The sequence below is a fragment of the Rhodoferax sp. genome, assembly GCF_018063565.1.
Classification (GTDB): domain Bacteria; phylum Pseudomonadota; class Gammaproteobacteria; order Burkholderiales; family Burkholderiaceae_C; genus Rhodoferax.
Genome location: NZ_JAGPBB010000085.1, coordinates 1 through 15,590, shown reverse-complemented (window position 1 = coordinate 15,590; position 15,590 = coordinate 1). Strand labels below are relative to the sequence as shown.

12 protein-coding genes and 1 tRNA gene are annotated in these 15,590 nt (G+C 60.6%); 1 reads left to right on the top strand and 12 read right to left on the bottom strand.

The features are described from left to right. Nucleotides 1-38 precede the first annotated feature (38 nt). From KBF66_RS15870 to KBF66_RS15845, 6 genes are all read right to left on the bottom strand, one after another. Nucleotides 39-126 (bottom strand) — tRNA-Ser (locus KBF66_RS15870). Between the two features lie 24 nt (nt 127-150). Next, nucleotides 151-1,449: a tryptophan--tRNA ligase gene (locus tag KBF66_RS15865; protein WP_296659344.1), complete on the bottom strand. Its 1,299-nt coding sequence runs from the start codon at nt 1,447-1,449 to the stop codon at nt 151-153. Between the two features lie 22 nt (nt 1,450-1,471). Continuing rightward, complete coding sequence (locus tag KBF66_RS15860) at nt 1,472-2,140, bottom strand: site-2 protease family protein (RefSeq protein WP_296659341.1); 669 nt, start codon at nt 2,138-2,140, stop codon at nt 1,472-1,474. A gap of 12 nt (nt 2,141-2,152) precedes the next feature. Next, nucleotides 2,153-2,776, bottom strand: coding sequence for an L-threonylcarbamoyladenylate synthase (locus KBF66_RS15855; RefSeq protein ID WP_296659338.1), 624 nt, complete (start codon nt 2,774-2,776; stop codon nt 2,153-2,155). Between the two features lie 3 nt (nt 2,777-2,779). Beyond that, nucleotides 2,780-3,664, bottom strand: a complete 885-nt coding sequence (locus tag KBF66_RS15850) for a DMT family transporter (protein ID WP_296659333.1) — start codon at nt 3,662-3,664, stop codon at nt 2,780-2,782. A 7-nt stretch (nt 3,665-3,671) separates the two neighbouring features. Beyond that, nucleotides 3,672-4,541 carry a 3',5'-nucleoside bisphosphate phosphatase gene (locus KBF66_RS15845; protein WP_296659327.1) on the bottom strand — a complete coding sequence of 290 codons (870 nt, stop codon included), beginning with the start codon at nt 4,539-4,541 and terminating at the stop codon, nt 3,672-3,674. Nucleotides 4,542-4,616: 75 nt separating this feature from the next. On the opposite strand from KBF66_RS15845, the gene KBF66_RS15840 reads away from it, so the two are divergent. After that, entirely contained in the window at nt 4,617-5,297 is a 681-nt protein-coding gene (locus KBF66_RS15840; RefSeq protein WP_296659322.1) for a DUF599 domain-containing protein, read from the top strand. A 70-nt stretch (nt 5,298-5,367) separates the two neighbouring features. Here KBF66_RS15840 and recJ read toward each other — a convergent pair whose 3' ends face one another. The 6 genes from recJ to KBF66_RS15810 all read right to left on the bottom strand — a co-directional run. Next, nucleotides 5,368-7,101 carry a single-stranded-DNA-specific exonuclease RecJ gene (gene recJ / locus KBF66_RS15835; protein WP_296659317.1) on the bottom strand — a complete coding sequence of 578 codons (1,734 nt, stop codon included), beginning with the start codon at nt 7,099-7,101 and terminating at the stop codon, nt 5,368-5,370. 107 nt (nt 7,102-7,208) lie between these two features. Then, nucleotides 7,209-8,576 carry a fused MFS/spermidine synthase gene (locus KBF66_RS15830; RefSeq protein ID WP_296659312.1) on the bottom strand — a complete coding sequence of 456 codons (1,368 nt, stop codon included), beginning with the start codon at nt 8,574-8,576 and terminating at the stop codon, nt 7,209-7,211. Nucleotides 8,577-8,590: 14 nt separating this feature from the next. Beyond that, entirely contained in the window at nt 8,591-9,538 is a 948-nt protein-coding gene (locus KBF66_RS15825) for a phosphoglycerate mutase (protein WP_296659309.1), read from the bottom strand. Nucleotides 9,539-9,556: 18 nt separating this feature from the next. After that, a complete protein-coding gene (locus KBF66_RS15820) occupies nt 9,557-13,018 on the bottom strand; it encodes an EAL domain-containing protein (RefSeq protein ID WP_296659304.1) in 3,462 nt (1,153 codons plus the stop codon). Nucleotides 13,019-13,144: 126 nt separating this feature from the next. Continuing rightward, nucleotides 13,145-14,551 carry an efflux transporter outer membrane subunit gene (locus KBF66_RS15815; protein ID WP_296659300.1) on the bottom strand — a complete coding sequence of 469 codons (1,407 nt, stop codon included), beginning with the start codon at nt 14,549-14,551 and terminating at the stop codon, nt 13,145-13,147. Beyond that, nucleotides 14,544-15,590 (bottom strand): efflux RND transporter permease subunit (locus tag KBF66_RS15810; RefSeq protein ID WP_296659296.1); only part of this gene is annotated, 1,047 nt, incomplete at its 5' end. The genes KBF66_RS15810 and KBF66_RS15815, both read right to left, overlap by 8 nt.

The following is a 15,590-nucleotide window of genomic DNA, read 5'->3' as shown; positions in this document are numbered from 1 at the left end:
GGTTTTTGAACGCTAACGAACGTTAAAAAACATATACATGGCGGAGAGAGTGGGATTCGAACCCACGGTACCTTGCGGTACGCCTGATTTCGAGTCAGGTACATTCGGCCACTCTGCCATCTCTCCGCGGTGAGTTATTGTACCAGTGGACTATCTGGCCCTGGCTTCTGCCAGAGCTTGTAGCGCGCGATGGATGTCGTCTTCAGTGGCCGTGGTCGGCATCAGCACACTGCGTGCGCCAGCCAGGGCGGCGCTGCCACGGGTTTGCAGGTCGGCGATAGTTTGGCCGGCGAGTTTAGGGGAGTTCATGGCGCTACTTTGCAACAATAGCTGACCATCTGCACCGACCAGCTTGAAGTAAAACTGGCCGTCCTTCTCGCGATACTGTTTGAAGCTGGGCAGCGCTGTTTTAGCAGTCTCCGTTGGTGAGTTGTGACCACGCGTGGCAAGATTGCGCAGGCCCACGGCGTGGCGCAACTGAAGCATGAACGGGGTGGCGATGGCGCGTGCTTTGGCTGCACCCGCTTGCAGAATGGCTTCAATGCGACTCGGGTCACTGATCAAGACCTGGTATGTCGCACGCATCGGTGCGATTTCCTGGTCCAGACGCTCCAGCACGATCTGTTTGGCATCACCCCAGCCAATGCCTTGTGCAAACGCCTGCCGCAGTGACTGCGTCTCTGCGTCGTCTGCAAACGCCTGGTAAATCTGAAACAGCGCCGATCCTTCGGTGTCTTTGGGTTCGCCGGGTTTGCGGGAGTCGGTGACGATGCCAGCGATGAGCTTTTGCAACTGTGACCGTGGTGCAAATAGTGGGATGATGTTGTCATAACTCTTGCTCATTTTGCGACCGTCGAGCCCCGGCAGGGTGGCCACGTTGTCTTCAATGGCGGCGTCGGGCGCGACAAAATGTTCGCCATAGCGGTAGTTGAAGCTGTTCGCCATGTCACGTGCCATTTCGATGTGCTGGATCTGGTCACGCCCGACCGGCACCTTGTGTGCCTTGAACATCAGAATATCGGCCCCCATGAGCACCGGGTACATGTACAAACCCGCTGTGACCTCGGCGTCCGCGTCAACGCCCGCCGCCAGGTTTTTGTCAACCGACGCTTTATAGGCGTGGGCGCGATTGAGCACACCTTTGCCAAGCACGCAGGTCAGAAACCAGGTCAACTCCGGAATCTCAGGAATATCTGACTGGCGGTAAAACACCACCCGCTGCGGGTCCAGCCCGCAGGCCAGCCAACTTGCGGCAATTTCAAGAGTTGACTGCTGAATGCGCTGTGGCTCGTCGACTTTGATCAGGGCGTGGTAGTCGGCCAGAAAATAGAAACTTTCCACGCCGCTGCGTAAACTCGCGCGCACCGCGGGCCGAATGGCACCCACATAATTGCCCAGATGCGGCGTACCCGATGTGGTGATGCCTGTCAAAAAACGCTCAATGTTCATGTCCACACAAATTCCAAAAAACTCAGGCTACAAGGGCAGCCAGGGGAGACAGCAGTAGTTTGATCACTTCGTAGCTCAGACCCATCAGGGGGCGCATCCACAGGCTGCTGACCACGCCAGTCACGACCAGCGCCATCACTACAAAAAAGCCCCAGGGTTCGATGCGGGAGACCAGCACCGCCTGGCGGTAGGGCAGTAGTCCCACCAGAATCCGTCCCCCATCCAGGGGTGGCAATGGAAACAGGTTGAACACGAACATCACCACATTCACCAGAATGCCACCTTGCGCCATCTCGATGAAGAACCGCTCACTTATACCCATGCCTTGCAGCAAATAGAACACAACACCCCACAGCAGAGCCTGTATAAAGTTCACCCCCGGCCCGGCCAAAGCGACCCAGATCATGTCGCGCTTGGGACTGCGCAAATTGCCAAAGCGCACTGGTACCGGTTTGGCGTAACCAAACAAAAAAGCCCCTGAGGTTGCCACGTACAGCAGTAAAGGCATCAGGATGGTGCCGACCGGGTCGATGTGTTTGAGTGGGTTGAGCGTGACCCGACCCAGCATATAGGCCGTGTTGTCGCCCAGCAGCTTGGCGGCATAACCGTGTGCGGCTTCGTGCAGGGTAATCGACAGCAACACCGGAATGGCGTAGAGCGAGATGGTTTGAATCAGCTGACCAAAGTCCATGGTGTACGTGCCTCAAAGGCCGAGTTTGCCCAGCGCACCGCGACCTTCGCGGATCACCACCGGGTCCCCTCGCGACAAATCAACCACCGTGGTGGGGGAGCGGGGGCAGGCACCGGCGTCGATCACTGCCGCCACGCGCCCCTGATAGCGCTCACAAATTTCGTCGGCGTCGTTGATGGGATCTGTCTCGCCAGGCGCGATCAGGGTAGTGGCCAGAAGTGGTGTGCTGTGCAGTGCCAGCAGGTCCTGTAACACCTTGTGATCGGGTACCCGCAGACCGATGGTCTTGCGTGACGGATGGCTCAGTCGTCGGGGTACTTCCTTGGTGGCTTGCAATATGAAGGTGTAGGCGCCTGGTGTTGCGGCTTTGAGCATGCGGTATTGTTGGTTATCCACCTGCGCGTAGGTGGCCAGCTCGGACAAGTCCCGGCATAGCAGCGTCAGGTGATGCTTGTCGTCTACCCCGCGAATACGGCGCAGTTTGTCCGAGGCGGCCTTGTCGTCGAGGTGGCACACCAAGGCGTAGCTGGAGTCAGTCGGTACCGCCAATACCTCGCCCTGGTCGAGCAGGGCGGTCGCCTGCTTCAACAACCGGGGTTGTGGGTTGTCGGGATGGATTTCAAATCGCTGGGGCATGGCCTATTGTCGCTGCTGTCGGTCTTCCCGGATGGACAGCACGGCGTTGCCGATACCGCTGAGCGCAATCACCGCAATACCGGCCCAGGCCAGGGCATCGGGGATGTGGTCAAACGCCAGCCAACCCGCCAGGGTGGCAAAGGCAATTTGTGAATACAGATAGGGTGACAACACCACGGCGCTGGCCCGGTTGAAGGCGCGGATCAGCATCAGATGGCCAAAGGTGCCGAGAAAACCCAGGGTGACAAACCATGGCCAATGGTCAAGCAGGGCCTGGGTGTTCCAACTGAGCAACACGATGGGGCACATCACCAGGGCCCCCACCAGACCGGTATAGAACTGGGTGGTGTAGGGGTTTTCGTCGCCACTGAGTCGGCTGGTCAGCACCTGAAACCAGGCATAGGTACCCACCAGCACCACCGGAAACAGCAAGGCCCAGCCAAACACCTGGCCTCCCGGACGCACCACCAGCAGCACACCCAGCAGCCCAACGGCCATCAACACCCAGCGCAGATGGTGGACCGGATGTTTGAGAACGTAGGCTGCCAAGGCAGTGGCTACCAGCGGCGAGAGCATGACAATGGCGGTGAACTCGCCCACCGGCAGATACTGCAAGCCAAAGAAGGAGCAAAAACTGGTACACAGCAGCAAAACGCCGCGCAGCACCTGAAAGCGCGGGTTGGGCGTCGCGAACAATCGGGTCTTTTGCACCGGAAACCGCAGCGAAGCCGTCGCCACCGCTTGAAACAGGTAGCGAAACCACAGTAGCATCAACACCGGCGCCAGTCCGGTGGCATGCTTGGTGGCAGCGTCGAGCAAGGCAAACGTCAGGCAGGTCAGGATGATGAGCAAAATACCGCCACCCTGGCGGCTGCGCCAATAGGTCATGTTGAACTCAGGCAAGCGCGCCGCGCAGGATACGGTGCTGCAAACGTTCCCACACGGGTGTCAACTGACCCGGCAAATCTGGCAGGGCACCCAGGTCGGTGCGACTTTCATCTGGGCTATGAAAATCACTGCCGCGCGAAGCGACCAAACCAAACTCGATCGCCGTCGCGGCGTAAATGACACTTTCAGCAGCCGAGTGGCTACCGGTCACCACTTCCACCCCCTGCCCACCGAAACCTTTGAACTCGGTAAACAGCGCAAACTCCTCATTGGCACTGAATTTGTAGCGTGCCGGATGGGCGATCACTGCGAGTCCACCGGCGCCCACAATCCAGGTGACTGCATCCCTCAGGCTGGCCCAACGGTGTTCGACGAAGCCGGGTTTGCCTTCGGTGAGGTATTTGCGAAACACCTCATAGGTGTCTTTGCAGACACCGGTCTCCACCATGAATCGGGCAAAGTGCGTGCGAGAAATGAGGTCGTGGTTGCCGGCGTATTTCAATGCGCCGTCATACGAGCCTGCGATTCCCACGCGCGCCAGATCGTCCGCCATTTCCTGAGCACGCACCGCCCGACCGCCGCGGGTGCGCTGCAGCCCCTGCCAGAGCTGCTCGTTCTGCGCGTCAAAACCCAACCCAACGATGTGGACGGTCTGCCCCAGAAAGGTGGTAGAAATTTCAACGCCGGTCAGGTAGTCCAGGTCCAGGGCTGCGGCAGCTGCTGCCGCGCGTGCCTGTCCGCTGATCTCGTCGTGGTCGGTCAGTGCCCACAACTGCACGCCATTGGCCTTGGCGCGCGCTGCAAGCTCTTCGGGGGTCAGGGTGCCGTCGGAGACCACTGAGTGGCAATGCAGATCAGCGTTCAGCGTGGCGTTCATGGCGGGATTTTAGGCGTTCGCGCCTTCCCCCTTGCGGGCTAGGGGCAGGCACTGGTGAACTGGCAGAATCGGACCATGCTTTCATTCATCGCCGCCCATGCCATCGATCTGATCTGTTTTGCCCTGTGCGCTGCGGCGCTGCTGGCTTATCAGGTTTACCTGAGCCGTCGTACCCGGCGTGACCCGGGTTCCAGTGCGCAGGACAGTATGCTGCTGATCCGCGCCGCCTGGGTTGAAACGGTGATGCAGGAGCGCCGCGATATCCTGGCGGTGCAGACATTGCGCAACTCGACCATGGCGGCAAGTTTCATGGCGTCGACCGCCATTTTGTTGATCATTGGTGTGTTGACGCTCAGTGCACAGGGTGACAAGCTCTCCGGCACCTGGCATGTGCTGAACTTTCTGGGCCAAGCCAGCGCCGAGATGTGGCTGTTCAAACTGCTGATGATGTTGTTTGACCTGCTGTTTGCCTTTTTTGCGTTTTCGATGTCCGTGCGCTTGTTTCATCACCTTGGTTATTCCATCAACGTTCCGTTGTCGCTCGGGCTGGCACAGGCGCAGAGCGGCCAAGTGGTGGCGCAGATGAACCGGGCCGGCATTTTTTACCGCATTGGGACACGCGCTTACTTCTATATCGTGCCTTTGCTGTTCTGGCTGTTCGGCCCGTTGTTGCTGGCTGGATCGACAGTGGTGTTGATCTTTTTTCTGTACCACCTGGACCTGGCACCTCGCAACACCCAGGATTTGCTGGGGTAGGCCTGGCTACCGCTGGAAGCCGGAGCGGTCGTCATCAGGTGGGGGACAACGGTTTACCCTGGGCTTGCGGCTACGGACCAATCGGCTCGGCAGCTTCAACCAGGAAGCGCACCTTGCGTTCGCCGCGCCAGCTCTCTGCGTCGAGCCGAAACGCCAGCTTGACTCGGGCAGGTAAGCTCTCGGTGTGACCGAACCAGATGCCGTCAACAGCCTGACCCTGATGCTTGAGCTTGAGTGACAGGTGCTTCTCACCCACCAGGCGCTGTGACAACACCTCGACTTCTTCGCTGAAGGTAGGCGCGGCAAAACCTTGACCCCACACTTGTTGGTGCAAGGTATCGACCAGCTCGACGCGACGGTACTCTGGCTTGAGGGGACCGTCTGTTTCGAGGCGGCGCGTCAGGGTCGCGCTGTCGAGCCACTGGCGTGCGACTTCGGACAGCGCGCGCTCAAAGGTCTCGAAGTGTTCTCTGGCAATGGTGCAACCGGCGGCCATGGCGTGTCCTCCAAACCGCAGCAAAACGCCAGGATGGCGCTTGGCCACCAGGTCCAGCGCGTCACGCAAATGAAAACCGGTGATGGATCGGCCAGAGCCTTTGAGCTCCTGCGAGTGTCCACTGGCGGCGCTGGGAGCGAATACGAAGGCCGGGCGATGCAGTTTGTCCTTGAGCTTGGAGGCCACAATACCCACCACCCCTTCGTGGAATGCGGGGTCAAAAACGCAGATGGCCGGTGGCGTGTGGGCGGTATCTGTAAACAGTGATTCGGCAATCGACAATGCCTGCTCGCGCATGTGACCTTCGATCTCGCGGCGTTCCCGGTTGATGCCGTCCAGCATCTTGGCCAATTCAAGGGCGCGGTTCGGGTCGTCCGTCAGCAGGCATTCGATACCCAGGGTCATATCGCTGAGTCGGCCGGCCGCGTTGATTCGGGGGCCCAAGGCAAAACCGAAGTCAAAGGTGGTGGCATTCTTGGCCTCACGCGCGGACGCCGCAAACAAGGCTGCCAGTCCCGCGGGCATTGACAGCGTGCGAACACGCTTCAAGCCCTGAGCGACCAGCCGGCGGTTGTTGGCATCCAGTCGCACCACGTCGGCCACGGTGCCCAGCGCCACCAGCGGCAGCAGGGCGTCGAGTTTGGGCTGGTTCTGAGCATCGAAGTGGCCGCGTCGGCGCATTTCAGCGCGCAGGGCCAGCAACACATAAAACATCACACCCACACCGGCAATCGATTTGCTGGCGAAACCGCAACCGGGCTGGTTCGGGTTGACGATCACATCGGCCTCGGGCAATACCTCTTGGCCGTTGACGCTGGCGCACAGGTGGTGATCGGTCACCAGTACCTGAAGACCCAGCGCGCGCGCCGCCGTCACACCGTCAAAGCTGGCGATCCCGTTGTCGACGGTGATCAGCAGGTCGGCACCGCTGGCTTTGACCCGGGCAGCGATCGGTGGCGTCAGGCCATAGCCGTCCTGCACCCGGTCTGGCACGATGTAGTCCACATGCCGGGCACCCAGCAGGCGCAGACCACGCACCGCCACGGCGCAGGCCGTGGCGCCGTCGCAGTCGTAATCGGCCACAACACACAGCTTTTGATCGCGGTCAATGGCGTGTGCCAACAGCTGTGCCGCCTCGGTCAGCCCTTTCATGGTGGCGGGTGACATCAGATGGGCCAGTGCCGTGTCCATCTCCTGCGCGTCCTGCACCCCGCGGGCGGCGTACAGCTGTGCCAACAGCGGATGAAGCCCTGACTTTTCCAGTGCCCAGAGGGTGCGTGGCGGGATATCTCTGACGACAAGTTTCATAGCTTAAAAGGCATTCTGATCAAGGGCTTGAATACAAATTTAACCAAAATTGATGCAAACGTCCCAGTGGCAGGCGCCAGCGGGTATGGGCAGACAATGGTGCACGATCAAAGCGCTCGGTCCAGATCGGCCGTGTTGTGTTCATCGGTGTAGGGAGTAACCGCCCCGGGTCGGCTACTGGGGTAACAGCTGACGATCACATTGCTCAGGGGCTGGTTTTTGTGCAGTACCTCGATGGCGCAGCGGCCATAGACTTCGTCGATGGTGGCCAGCAGATTGCGTGCGAACGCCGATTCCAGCCGTCCATCGAGAATCAGGTTGATCAGCAGCACACCTTGTGGTTTCAGCACACGGCGGGTGTCGTGCCAGAATTCGCGTGTGACCAGATGGCTGGGAATCGAGGTGTGGCTGCTGTACGCGTCAACCACCACCGCGTCGTACCGGTGTTTAGTGGCTCGCACGTAGCGACGCGCGTCGTCCACCACAAAGTCACCCTGGATCGGCGCTTTCAAAAACTGCTGCTCTGCCAGGTCGCGGATGTTGGGGTCAATGTCCACGTAGGTGTATCGGTTGCTGGGTTCCTGGTGCGACAGGGTAAACCCACCCGCGCCGAGCACCAGAATGTCGCGTTGCTGCATCCCCAACTCTTGCAGAAGAATATGACGCAGGTGCTTTACATAGCGTGCATAGTGGGGCGGGTCGTTGTCGTCCAACTGGGACGCCAACGAGTTGTTGATCAGAAAGCCGCGAAGATCTTTGGCTTGCGCACGGTCATAGTGTTGGACGGTGTAGTCGGCATAGGCCGTGTCCGACACCGACTGCACCGGATATAGGTTGAACCCGAGCGCTACGGCACCGATCAGCGATGCCGGCAGCACCGGCTGCCACCACGCCCAGTCTCGCCACGGGTTCCTTTGCCCCCAGTGGGGTAACAAACTCCCCAGCGCCAGCAACAGCGAGCAGCTGAGCACTGCAGCCGAAACCCCCAGCCATTGCATTACCAGCAGTGACAGGCTGACGGCCCCCAGAAAAGACCCCAGGGTAGACCAATACAAGGCGTAGCCGCTCGATTCACCGCGGCGCTGGTGTGTCATCAGATTGGTCAGCACCGGAACGGTCTGCCCCAGCAGCCACGCCAAAGGGCACAGCACCCCCCCGACAAAGATCAGATAGGCCAGCCAGCTCGGTTGAATCGTGTGGAACAGCCCGTCCACAGTCCAGCGCGCCAGTCCCATGCCTGCCAGCAGGGCGGAGACGCGGAAGTTGCGCGCGACGACATCGCCAAAACGTGTGGCGACCCGAGCACCCGAGGCATAGCCCAGCGCCAGCGCCAACAAAAAAAATCCGATGGTCGGTGCCGTCACCACAATTGCGCTGCCCACGTGGGGTACCAGGCGGCGCAGCGCAATCACCTCGGCTCCCAGCGAGCAAAAGCCTTCGATAAAAACAATCAGAAACAACAGGCGGGAAGACATTGAAAAAATATTTTTTATAGCGATGAAAGCACGTCAGATATGGGCCTATGGCCAAAAAGTTGCTTCAATCGGTGCCACATCGGCAACGCGCCATTGCGCCAGCACTGGCTGCTGTGTTCGCCACACAGGCTGATGTGCACCGGCTGCCCGGAGACGGCAGTTTGCAACAGGTCAGCGATCTGCTGGGCATCCAGCGCCTGCCACGCCTGCCGCCAAGCGGGCCAATCGCCCGCCAGGGCCGCCTGGCGCAGGGAGTCAACCACCACCGGCTGGGCTGTTACGGGCACCCGACTGAAAGCCGTCGGCAGCGCGCCAGTACCACTGAACCAGATCGAGTTGACCGGCACCACGCCACGCTGCGCACGCGCATCGTTAACCGGGTGGGTGTAGAGCAACATTTGCATTTCGTTTTGCAGCCGACGCAAGCGGCTCGCCTGGGCTGACGACGGTATCCAGGATTCCAGGCTGCAACCCACAACGCGATCCAGCGAGGCACAGGCCGCATCGGCAAACATAGGGCCGTGGGCCAGCCACCGTCCGGGCTGTTCTTGATACAGCTGGATCCCGTCCTCGGCGAAATAAGGCTGCATGGCATGGAGAAAAGCAGTGGATTCGGGTTCGGTCAGATCAGGTAGAGGCAGCGGGCTCATGACCACTTGCTGGCCGGCAAGGTGCCAATGGCACAGGCTGATGAAAGCCCAGGCCTGGCCGCTTTCCGCCAGGGTGGGTTGCTGCTGCGCCAGCAGGGCAGCCCAGGGAATCTGCCCGTCGACCACCGGCAGACCCAGTGCCCGTGCGTGCACCCGCTCATGGGGGGGCGACAGGCTCAACGCATCGCCCTGCTCTGGAGGCAAGGCTTGCAGGCGCCGCAGCAGCTTGTCCAAATGGGGTAGTTCCAGCTGTCGCAGCGCTGCCAGGCCAGACTCGGCGTGGCTGGCAGCAAAAGGAATGATCAGGTGCATAGCCTGATTGTCTGTGCATTACAACAGCTTCTCGAACTGCTCAAGTGGCAGCGGGCGACCATAGAGGTAGCCCTGAAAGCTGTAGCAACCCAATCGGGCCAGAAAGTCCCGCTGCGCCACCTGTTCGACTCCCTCGGCGATCACGGCCAGCCCCAGACTCTCGGCCAGCGCAATGACCATGCGGGCAATGGCGGCGTCATTCGGGTCAGAGAGTATGTTCCGCACAAACCCCTGGTCAATCTTGAGCTGATCCAGCGGCAGTCGCTTGAGGTAGGACAAGGACGAGTAGCCGGTGCCAAAGTCATCCAGCGAGAACCCCACCCCCTGGGCCTTGAGGGCATTCATTTTGCTGATGATGTCCTCCACGTCGTTGACCAGCAGGCTCTCGGTCAGTTCAAGTTTGAGTCGGTGCGGGTTGGCGTGAGTGTGCTCCAGAACCGCCATGACCTGATCGACAAAGTCCGGATGGCGGAACTGGCGCGCACTGACATTGACCGAAATGTTGAGCTCACGTGTGGTCACGTGCTGGGACCAGATGGCCAGTTGAACACAGGCCGTCTCAAGCACCCAATGTCCCAGCGGAACGATCAACCCGGTTTCTTCTGCCAGCGGGATGAACTCTGCCGGGGAAACCGCTGCACGACTGGGGTGTTGCCAGCGCAGCAGCACCTCGGCACCCATGATTTTGCCGTCCTGCTGCACCTGCGCCTGATAAGCCAGCGTGAACTGGCCAGCGTGGATGGCCACGCGCAAATCGTCCTCCAGGGCAGCGCGTGCAACCACCACCGCCTGCATCTCCGGGTCAAAAAACCGCAACGTGTTGCGGCCCTGCGCTTTGGCCTGATACATGGCCAGGTCGGCCCGCTTCAGTAGCTCATCGATGTTGCCCTGCTGTTCGCCAAACAGCGCCACCCCAATGCTGGGCGTGCTGTGATGAATTGAGTTGGCCAGATGGTAGGGCTGATTCAGCGAGGCCAGGACCTTCTCTCCCACCACCCGGGCGTGATCAGCGGCTTCTTGCCGAACTGAACTCAAATCTTCGAGCATCACCACAAATTCGTCACCACCCAGACGGGCGGTGGTGTCGCCCTCGCGGGTACCGGCGGACAGTCGCTTGGCCACCTGCTGCAACAACAGGTCACCGATGTGGTGACCGCGGTTGTCGTTGAGGTCTTTGAAATTGTCCAGATCGATGAAAAGCAGGGCGCCAAACTTGCCACTGCGCAAGCTCGACGCCATCGCCTGCTTCAGGCGATCGAGCAGCAGGCGCCGGTTGGGCAAGGTGGTCAGGGGGTCGAAAAAGGCCAGATTGTTGATTTCATGCTCGGCCTCTTTGCGTGATGTGATGTCGCTCAAAGCCCCGATGTAGTGGGTCACCTGGCCGTCGCCGTCCTTGACCGCAGTGATCAGCAACCACTCCGGGTAGACCTCGCCGCTCTTGCGGCGGCTCCAGATCTCACCCTCCCAGGCGCCTGTCTGATCTAACTGGTCCCACATCGCCCGGTAGAAGTCGGCATTGTGGCGGCCCGACTGCAACAGTCTGGGTGTTTTGCCCACCACCTCCTGCAGGGTGTAACCCGTCAGCGTCGTGAAGGCTTTGTTCACCTGCAAAATGATCTGCTTGGCATCGGTGACCATCATGCCCTGTTGACTTTCAAAGGCTGTGGCGGCGATGCGCTGTTCAGATTCCATGCGGCGCGATTCACGCAAATGCGCCACCACCGCAGCGCTGGCGACGATCAGCAGGCTGCCTGCCGCAGCCACCAGGAAGAAGAGCCATACTTTCTCGGTGGCATGCCGCGCCAGTGCATCCAGCGGTTGGGCCACGTGCACCGTCAAGGTGCCGCCCTCGAGCGGCTTGGAGGACAGTATCCACGGGCGGCGGCTGTTGCCCAACTGTTTGGCGAGCTTAAACTGTCCGGCTGACGACCACGGTTCAACGTGCAACGTTTCAAACCGGGCTTTCTGGTACTGCGCTTGCAGGGCCAGTGTACTGAGCTGCCTGACCGGCGCATCCGGTAATGCCAGGTACTCCCAATCTTTGTCTTTGGCCAGAATGACCACACCATTCACATCCGTGAGAAAGGCGGTGAGCTGCTGTGTCCAGCCAGAAAAATTGGAGATGTTGCGCTTGACCACAATCGCGCCGATAAAACGCCCGTCCATGAAGACCGGGTCGGCGAAATAAAGCCCGGCGGCGCTGCTGATTCGCCCTATGGCGTACTGTTCGCCGCGCCGACCCATTCGTGTTTGCAAAAAATAGTCACGATCAGCAAAATTGCCGCCGACAAAGCTGCCGGGTGTGCCGCTGTTGCTGGCGGCCACGCAGTCGCCTGCCGCATTCATGATCCAGATCACATCGGCACCCAGGTTGGCAGCAGACAGCGCTAACAGCTGGTTGCTCGCCTGCAGCAGCGGGTGGCGTAACCAGTCGGCGGCACGTTGCGCGCTGGGTCGGGTGGAGGCCTGAACTTCCGGGCCAAAAAGCTGCAAGGAGGCCTGGGCCTGCGGTGTGGCCGCCAGGACCCGTGGGATCCCGCGCAGAACCTGCAGACTCAGGTCGATGGTGTTGGCCACGTGCACGATCTGCTGGCTTGCGATATGCGACTCGCGCTGGTAGTACGCATCCGACAACTTGGCGTAGTAGTTGTTGGTGCCAAGCCAAGCCAGAACAATCCAGCACAGGACCAGCGACAACACCACCCGCAGCGAACGCTTGATGGACCCCAGACTGGGTAACTCGACGACGGTGGCAAAAATGGTGGCCACCACGATCAGCCCCGACATCAGCAGCACGATCATCGCCAGAAAGGAAGGATCGATGCCAGAGGCGACCTCGATTTTATCGTCCGACACAAAATAGGCGGCCAGCATGGCGGTGTAGTGCATGCCTGAAACTGCTAGGCCCAACACCACCGCGCTGCTCAGATTGACCAGAAACGGGCCGAGTGTGTTGCGTCGCTGCAAGTGGAACTTGAGCCACAAGGCCAGCACAGCCAGGACCACTGCCACGATGATCGACAAGGCAAACAGTGGGGCGTTGTAGCGGATCAGACCATTGATCCGCATCGCGGCCATGCCTGTGTAATGCATGGTGCCGACGCCTGCACCAATCAGCAAGCCGGCGTTCAGCAATTGAGCGGTGCTGAGGCGCCGACGACTGATGGTATTGACTGCCAGCACACTGGCCAGCATGCCGGGTATGGTGGACAGCAGCGTCAGTGTGGTGTCGTATCCGGTGGCACAAGGCAGTGCAAAGGCCAACATGCCAATGAAGTGCATGGCCCAAATGCCTGCGCCAAGACACAGGCCGCCACCCAAAATCCAGATTCTTTGCGTGACCGGAGACCGATTGCCCGCGACATGGTGCGATACCAAAAGCGCGCCGTACGCGGCCAGTATGGCGACCAGTACCGAAAGCCCGACCAACAGCAAATCATAGTGGCCCTGCAGCAGCAAATTGCTGGGCGGGGCTGACACAAAAAAGTGCTGGAAACTGGGCATTCAGACCGGTGTTGAGAATGGCGGGCCGCGCAATTGCTGCACCCGCTTTAACTATACCTGCCTGTTGCTGGATATGCCACTCTGCTGGCAGGGCAGAACGGCTCAGCCTGCCGGCACCGAGGGCGCTCCGCCGAGTACCTTGAACATGAGTACCTGGTTTTGCTGATAAGCCAGGCGGGTCTGCACCAGCGCCTGTTGGGTGGCAAACAGGCTGCGCTGGGCATCCAGCCAATCGAGCTGGCTGGCCGCTCCGTTGTCAAAGCGCAACCGGGTCAGGCGGCTACGCTCAGTTTCGGCCTGGAGCAGCGCGGTTTGCGCTTGCAGTTGTTGCCCCAGTGTGGTGCGACTGGCCAGCGTGTCGGCGACTTCGCGAAACGCGGTCTGGATCGCCTTCTCGTACTGCGCCACAGCGATCTTCTGGCTGGCATGGGTGGCGTCCAGATTAGCCTGATTGCGCCCCATGTCAAATATAGGCAGCACCAGTTGCGGTGCCAAGGTCCAGCCCCAGGAGCCGTCGCGGAACAATCCCGACAGATCACTGCTGGCGCTGCCGGCACTGGCCGTCAGGCTGATGCGCGGGAAAAACGCCGCTCGGGCGGCGCCAATATTGGCGTTGCTGGCAATCAACAATTGCTCCGCCTGGCGGATGTCGGGACGCCGGGTGAGCAGGTCCGCAGGCAAACCCGGTACCAGCTCGGTCAGCGCCGGCGTGACAGACGGCCGGTTCGCCAACTGCGCCAAGGCGGAGGCAGGCAAGCCTTGCCCGAGTAGCAGCGTCAGCGTGTTTTCGTCGAGCGCGCGTTTCTGCATCTGCTGAGCCAGGGTGACGCGGGCGGACTCCAGCAGGCTTTGCGCCAGGCGCAGGTCGAGCTCCGAGGCGGCACCGTGGCGCAGCTTGAGCTCGATCAGTTGCAGCGACGCCTCGCGGCTGGTCAGTGTTTGTTGCGACGTGGCCAGCAGTTCTTCGTCAGCGAGCAGACTAAGCCAGCTTTGCGCCACTGCCGTGATCAGGCTGGCCTGGGCGGTCTGACTGGCCTCGGCCGTGGCCAGGTATTGCGCCAGCGCCTGTTCGCGCAGGCTCGCCACACGACCAAAAAAGTCCAGCTCATAGGCGGTCACGGTCAGGCCAGTCGAGTAACTGGTGCTGCTGCCACCGCTGCTGGTGGGTGCGCGTGAAGCCGCCATGGCCGCATTGACGGTCGGGAACCGGTCTGCGTTGCGAATGCCCAGTTGGGCCTGTGTCTGCTCGATGTTGAGCACGGCAATACGCAGATCACGGTTATGTGCCAGCGCCAGTGAGATCAGCTCCTGTAGCGTTTCTTCGACAAAAAACTGCCTCCAGCCCATATCTGTATTCACTTTTGCGCTATCGATACCGCGATCTGAAACAGCGGCGATGCCAGGCCATTGGTTGACCACGGGCAGCGCCGGGCGTTCATAAACCGGCATCAATGAGCACGCCGACAGCGCGCTGGCGCAGGCAAGGGCCGTCAAAGTCAATTTATTCATGCGAATGCACCCCCATGTGCGCCGCCTGCTCGGCATGCACGGCCGCCTGGCGGGCGCTGTCTTTGAACAGGCTGCGCACCACCACAAAAAAGATCGGCACAAACACCACCGCCAGGCTGGTGCCGGTCAGGATGCCACCAATCACCCCGGTGCCGATGGCGCGCTGGCTGGCCGAACCCGCTCCCGAAGAGATCGCCAGCGGCAACACACCCAGCGTGAAGGCCATCGAGGTCATCACGATCGGGCGAAATCGCAGGTGTGCGGCTTCGAGTGCCGAGGCAACAATGCTCTTGCCCTGCGCCTGCAGGTCTTTGGCAAACTCGATGATCAAAATGGCGTTCTTGGCGGACAGGCCAATGATGGTGATCAGCCCGACTTGAAAGTAGACGTCGTTGGCGTAACCACGCAACAGCGTGGCCACAATCACACCCAGCACGCCCAGCGGCACCACCAGAATGACCGCCAGCGGGATGCTCCAGCTCTCGTACAGCGCCGCCAGGCACAAAAACACCGCTAGGATGGCAAATCCGTAGAGGATCATCGCCTGCGCGCCGGCGAGTTTTTCCTCGCGCGAGGTGCCCGTCCACTCAAAGCCAAAGCCGGCGGGCAGTTTGGACGCGAGTTGCTCCATCTCCTTGAGCGCGTCGCCGGTGCTGTAGCCCGGTGCGGCGCTGCCGCTGATGCGCATGGCCGGGTAGCCGTTGTAGCGCACCGTCTGCATGGCACCCTTGATCCAGCGGGTGCTGGCAAAGCTGGCCAGCGGCACCATCTGGCCGCGGCTGTTCATCACATTGAGCTTGAGCAGGTCCTCAGGCTGCATGCGCGCCGGGGCATCGGCCTGGACCACCACGCGCTGCAGTCGTCCGGCGTTGGGGAAGTCGTTGGCATAACTCGAGCCCAGCGCGGTGGAGATCACACTGTTGATGGCATCGAACCCCACACCCATGGCGCTCGCCTTGTCGCGGTCAATGTCGAGCAGCAACTGCGGCGCGTCTTCTAGGCCATCCGGGCGCACCTGCGTGATCACGCTGCTCTTGGC